General features: G+C 64.2%; 5 protein-coding genes. 1 reads left to right on the top strand and 4 read right to left on the bottom strand.

The window, feature by feature from the left end; all coding sequences use genetic code 11:
- Positions 1-167 precede the first annotated feature (167 nt).
- Positions 168-1,166, top strand: a complete 999-nt coding sequence (hemB, locus tag JMF90_RS22605; protein WP_011546641.1) for a porphobilinogen synthase — start codon at positions 168-170, stop codon at positions 1,164-1,166.
- A 128-nt stretch (positions 1,167-1,294) separates the two neighbouring features.
- Here hemB and dsbD read toward each other — a convergent pair whose 3' ends face one another.
- The 4 genes from dsbD to JMF90_RS22585 all read right to left on the bottom strand — a co-directional run bounded on the left by dsbD (position 1,295) and on the right by JMF90_RS22585 (position 5,186).
- The gene (gene dsbD, locus JMF90_RS22600) at positions 1,295-3,142 is read right to left on the bottom strand and encodes a protein-disulfide reductase DsbD (protein ID WP_175810062.1); all 1,848 of its coding nucleotides are present in this window, start codon (positions 3,140-3,142) and stop codon (positions 1,295-1,297) included.
- Positions 3,135-3,461, bottom strand: a complete 327-nt coding sequence (gene cutA / locus JMF90_RS22595) for a divalent-cation tolerance protein CutA (RefSeq protein ID WP_027805216.1) — start codon at positions 3,459-3,461, stop codon at positions 3,135-3,137. Before cutA ends, dsbD begins: the two co-directional genes overlap by 8 nt.
- A 202-nt stretch (positions 3,462-3,663) precedes the next feature.
- On the bottom strand, positions 3,664-4,059 hold the full coding sequence (gene rplQ, locus JMF90_RS22590) for a 50S ribosomal protein L17 (protein WP_006477175.1): 396 nt from the start codon (positions 4,057-4,059) through the stop codon (positions 3,664-3,666).
- Positions 4,060-4,208: 149 nt separating this feature from the next.
- Positions 4,209-5,186, bottom strand: a complete 978-nt coding sequence (locus JMF90_RS22585; RefSeq protein ID WP_006477176.1) for a DNA-directed RNA polymerase subunit alpha — start codon at positions 5,184-5,186, stop codon at positions 4,209-4,211.
- Positions 5,187-5,314 lie beyond the last annotated feature (128 nt).

Raw genomic sequence — 5,314 nt, 5'->3', positions numbered from 1 at the left:
CGGCGGGTCAAACAGCCTAATCGAAAAACGACAGGCACCCGCTCAGGGAGGAGAAGCGGGGAGCTGCACGCAACGCGTGCCGCTCGATCGCTATCATATACCAACGATCTCGAAAATGACCTAAGGGTTCCGTAAGGTCTTCTTGCCCTGATTTCTGCCAAATCGCCATGAGCTTCCATCCGCTTCATCGTCCGCGCCGGATGCGCCGCGACGACTTCTCCCGCCGCCTGATGCGCGAAAACCGCCTGACCACCGACGACCTGATCTACCCGGTGTTCGTCGTCGAAGGCACCCAGCAACGCCAGCCCATCCCGTCGATGCCCGGCGTCGAGCGCGTGTCGGTCGACCTGCTGATGCACGTCGCCGAGCAGTGCGTCGAACTCGGCGTGCCCGTGCTGTCGCTGTTCCCGGCCATCGATCCGTCGGTGAAAACACCCGACGGTCGCGAGGCGGCCAATCCGGAAGGCCTGATTCCGCGCGCCGTGCGTGAGCTGAAAAAGCGCTTCCCCGAACTCGGCGTGCTGACCGACGTCGCGCTCGATCCGTACACGAGCCACGGCCAGGACGGCGTGCTCGACGAGAACGGCTACGTGATCAACGATGACACGATCGAAATCCTGATCGAACAGGCACGTGCGCAGGCCGAAGCCGGCGTCGACATCGTCGCGCCGTCGGACATGATGGACGGGCGCATCGGCGCGATCCGCGAGATGCTGGAAAGCGACGGTCATATCCATACGCGGATCATGGCCTATTCGGCGAAGTTCGCGTCGGCGTTCTACGGCCCGTTCCGCGATGCGGTCGGTTCGGCATCCAACCTGGGCAAGGGCAACAAGATGACCTACCAGATGGATCCGGCGAACAGCGACGAAGCGCTGCGTGAAGTGCGCCTCGACATCGACGAAGGCGCCGACATGGTGATGGTCAAGCCCGGCATGCCGTATCTCGACATCGTGCGCCGCGTGAAGGACGAGTTCCGCTTCCCGACCTACGTGTACCAGGTGAGCGGCGAATACGCGATGCTGAAGGCGGCCGCGATGAACGGCTGGCTCGACCACGACAAGGTCGTGCTCGAATCGCTGCTCGCGTTCAAGCGGGCAGGCGCCGACGGCGTGCTCACGTACTTCGCGCTCGATGCCGCGCGTCTGCTGAAAGCGCAGCGCTGATCGCGCGTCGGCACGCACCTGCAAAAACGGCGGGACACCTCGGTGTTCCGCCGTTTTTTTGTTTACCGTCGATCGAGACTGTCAGCCAGCCCGAATCGTCCGTCGCCGGTTCGGCCCGACTGACACCGTCATACCGTCGGCACGGCCGCCCGATCGAGGCTGCGCAGGAACGTATCGGCCGCCTGATAGCCAACCACGCGGCTGATCTCGTTGCCGTTGCGATCGAAGAAGATGATGCCCGGCGGCCCGAACAGGTTGAAGCGCTTGAGCAGCGCCTGATCGTCCGGGTTGTTTGCGGTGACGTCCGCGCGCACCAGGTGGAGCTTCGCGAGCCGCGCCTGCACGCGCGCGTCGGTGAACGTCAGATGCTCCATCTCCTTGCAGCTCACGCACCAATCGGCGTAGAAGTCGAGCATCACGGGCTGGCCCGACGTCTTCAGCAGCGCGTCGAGTTCGCCGCTCGAGCGCACCGATGCGAACGCAGGACCGTCCTGCGCGGCAGCTGCGCCGGCCGTCGCCGCGCCGCCGGACGCTACCGTACGCGCCGCCAGCACGGCCAGCGGCTTGACGGGATCGGTCGAGCCCGCAGCCAGGCCGACGAGCAGCGTCGCGGCCCAGATCGCGAGCGCGGCGCCCACGCCGCGGCCCAGGCGGCGCCAGATCGACGCGGCACCGGCATTCGGCGTGAACAGCCCGAGCGCCGCGGCCGCGATCAGCAGCCACAACGCCGCGAGCACCATCTTCAGCGCGCCCGCCAGCACCGGCCAGACGATCCACAACGCGGCCGCGAGCAGCACGATGCCAAAGAACACCTTGACGCCGTCCATCCACGCGCCGGCGCGCGGCAGCACCGTCCCGGCCCCGACGCCGACGACCAGCAGCGGCACGCCGAGCCCGAGCCCCATCGCGAACAGCGCCGCGCCGCCGAGCAACGCATTGCCGGTGTGCGCGATGAAAGCGAGCACGGCGAACAGCGGCGCCGTCATGCACGCGCCGACGACCAGCGCCGACAACGCGCCCATCGCCGCGACCGCGACGAAGTGGCCGCCCTGGCGCGCGCTCGATGCCTCGGCCGCGCCGTTCTGCCAGCGCTCCGGCAATGCGATGTCCTTGCCCGAGATCAGCGACACCGCGAACGCGGTCAGCAGCACGGCGAACGCGCCAAGCACCCATGGGTTCTGCAACCATGCGCCGAGGCTCTGGCCGACCAGCGCGGCGGCGATCCCGAGTACCGTGTAGACCAGCGCCATGCCGACCACGTAGGTCAGCGACAGCGCGAAGCCGCGTGCATGCGTCGCACGCGTGCCCTGGCCGATGATGATCGCGGACACGATCGGAATCATCGGGTACGAACACGGCAGCAGGCTCAGCACGACACCCGCGACGAAATAGAGCGCGACGATCGTGAAGAAGCCGTGGCCTTCGAGCAGCGACTGCGCGAAATCGGCGCTCGTGACCTTGTCGAACCAGCTACCCGCGGCAGCCGTGTCACCGGACGAGGAGGCGGCGCCGAGCGCTGCGCCATCGACCTTCATCACGTGCTCGGCCGGCGGATAGCAGATCCCTTCGTCCGCACACCCTTGCGACGTCACCGCGAGCTCGAACGGCCCGGCCGCCTGCTTTACCGGCACGTGAACGACGACTTCATCGCGATAGGTCTCGACGTTCTTCTGGAACGTCTGGTCGAACTTCACGTGGCCGGCCGGGAATTGCGGCTCCCCGAGCGTGGCCTGACCGCTCTTCACTGCGAACGCGAACCGCTCGCGATACATGTAATAGCCGTTGGCGATCTTGAAGCGGACGTCCACCTGTCCCGGCGATTCGCTCGCGCTGAACTTGAACGCAACCGACGGATCGAGGAAATCGTCGGCCGCGCGCGCGGCGGACAATCCGCCCAGCACGAACACGAACGACAACAGGACCGCAAGAAACCGCAGCGCGCGCACGCGCACCGAAAGCGCCATACCGTTAAACATGAAATAGACGTTGAGTTTCGCTGGTCACCCACTGGCCATACGCGGCCGATGCCGTCGTCTGCCACGAGACGATTTCGGGCGTCTCGTAAGGATGATGCGCGAGAATGAACCGCTCCAGTTCGAGCGCCCGGACCGGGCTCGTCTTGAACAGCAACTGGATCTCGTCGGCCGTTTCGACCTTGCCCTGCCAGTGATAGCGCGACTTGATCGTGCCGAGCTCCGACACGCACGCCGCAAGCCGTGCGTCGAGCGCACCGTCGGCGAGCGCTGCCGCCGTCGCCGCATCGGGTACCGTCGTCAGCATCAGCACCACTATCATCCGCGCCCTCCTAACGGGTCTGCCGGCTTCTGCCGACGCCGGTTACGCGCTCAGGGACCGCACCGGTTGCCCCGTATCGTAGCGCAGCCCGCGCGACGCTGCCGGCACCGGCCTGCGACAATCGATCGCAGCCGGCATCTCAAAAACAAAAAGGGCCAAGCAATTGCTCGGCCCCTTTCAGATCCTGCTGCGTACCGGAAGCTTACTCGGCTTCTTGCACGTTTTCCGTTTCGTCGACTTCCGGACGATCGAGCAGTTCGACCAGTGCCATCGGTGCGTTGTCGCCCACGCGGAAGCCGAACTTCAGCACGCGCAGGTAGCCACCCGGACGGTTCGCGAAACGCGGACCGAGCACGTCGAACAGCTTCGCCACCGAGTCACGATCGCGCAGGCGGTTGAACGCCAGGCGACGGTTTGCCAGCGACGGCTTCTTGCCGAGCGTGATCAGCGGCTCGACGACCTTACGGAGTTCCTTCGCCTTCGGCAGCGTCGTCTTGATGACTTCGTGCTCGATCAGCGAGTTGGACATGTTACGGAGCATAGCCAGACGGTGGCTGCTCGTGCGGTTCAGTTTCCGCAGACCATGACGATGGCGCATTTCAGTTTCCTTGATTCAAAGTTTTGGTCCAGCTCTTCTATCGCACCTCGAAGGGTGCACGGGCCGGTAACGAAAAAAAGCAAGATGCGGATTTTAAAGGAAAATCCGCATCTTTGCCAACTACAGCTATAGCCTGGCTACAACCGGGCTTACTTGTCGAGACCAGCCGGCGGCCAGTTCTCGAGCTTCATGCCCAGCGTGAGACCGCGCGAAGCGAGCACTTCCTTGATCTCGTTGAGCGACTTGCGACCGAGGTTCGGCGTCTTCAGCAGCTCGTTTTCCGTGCGCTGGATCAGATCGCCGATGTAGTAGATGTTCTCGGCCTTCAGGCAGTTCGCCGAACGAACCGTCAGCTCGAGATCGTCCACCGGACGCAGCAGGATCGGATCGATCTGCGGTGCACGCGACGGCGCTTCGGCTGCCGTTTCCGTGCCTTCCAGCGCCGCGAACACGGACAGCTGGTCGACCAGGATGCGGGCCGACTGGCGGATCGCTTCTTCCGGCGTGATCACGCCGCTCGTCTCGATGTTCATCACGAGCTTGTCGAGGTCGGTACGCTGCTCGACCCGTGCGCTTTCAACCGCATAGCTCACGCGGCGAACCGGCGAGAACGATGCGTCGAGGACGATGCGGCCGATGATCTTGGCCGTGTCTTCGCCATAGCGACGGACGTTGCCGGGCACATAGCCGCGACCCTTTTCGATCTTGATCTGAACGTCGAGCTTGCCGCCCTTCGACAGGTGCGCAATCACGTGATTCGGGTTGATGACTTCGCAATCGTGAGCCAGCTCGATATCGCCGGCCGTCACGACGCCTTCACCTTCCTTGCGCAGCGTAACCGTCACTTCGTCACGGTTATGCAGCTTGAACACCACGCCCTTCAGGTTCAGCAGCAGGTTGACGACGTCTTCCTGCACGCCATCCAGCGTCGAGTACTCGTGCACCACGCCTGCGATCGTGACTTCGGTCGGCGCGTAGCCCACCATCGACGACAGCAGCACGCGGCGAAGCGCATTGCCCAAGGTGTGGCCGTAACCGCGTTCGAACGGTTCCATGACCACCCTCGCGTGGTTCTCGCCCAGCGATTCCACGGCGATGATCTTGGGTTTCAGCAAACTGGTTTGCATGGGCTTTCCTTTTCAATACCCTCGGCTCGTTACACCGATAAGGCTGACCGGTAACAACCAGAAAATAAACAGCCGAGGCCCCTCCTTGCGCAACGCAATCGGGGTACCTCGGCCGTCAATCGGATTAA

Origin of the sequence: Burkholderia sp. E168m23 (assembly GCF_016586125.1) — a bacterium.
GTDB classification, from domain to species: Bacteria; Pseudomonadota; Gammaproteobacteria; order Burkholderiales; family Burkholderiaceae; genus Burkholderia; species Burkholderia orbicola.
Note: the sequence above shows the minus strand (reverse complement) of the source record. Positions and strands in the feature narration are given on the sequence as shown.

What these genes read in the sequence shown, in the direction of transcription:
- hemB (WP_011546641.1), top strand. Translation starts at nt 168, where the DNA reads ATGAGCTTCCATCCGCTTCATCGTCCGCGCCGGATGCGCCGCGACGAC.
- dsbD (WP_175810062.1), bottom strand. Translation starts at nt 3,142, where the DNA reads ATGTTTAACGGTATGGCGCTTTCGGTGCGCGTGCGCGCGCTGCGGTTT.
- cutA (WP_027805216.1), bottom strand. Translation starts at nt 3,461, where the DNA reads ATGATAGTGGTGCTGATGCTGACGACGGTACCCGATGCGGCGACGGCG.
- rplQ (WP_006477175.1), bottom strand. Translation starts at nt 4,059, where the DNA reads ATGCGCCATCGTCATGGTCTGCGGAAACTGAACCGCACGAGCAGCCAC.
- JMF90_RS22585 (WP_006477176.1), bottom strand. Translation starts at nt 5,186, where the DNA reads ATGCAAACCAGTTTGCTGAAACCCAAGATCATCGCCGTGGAATCGCTG.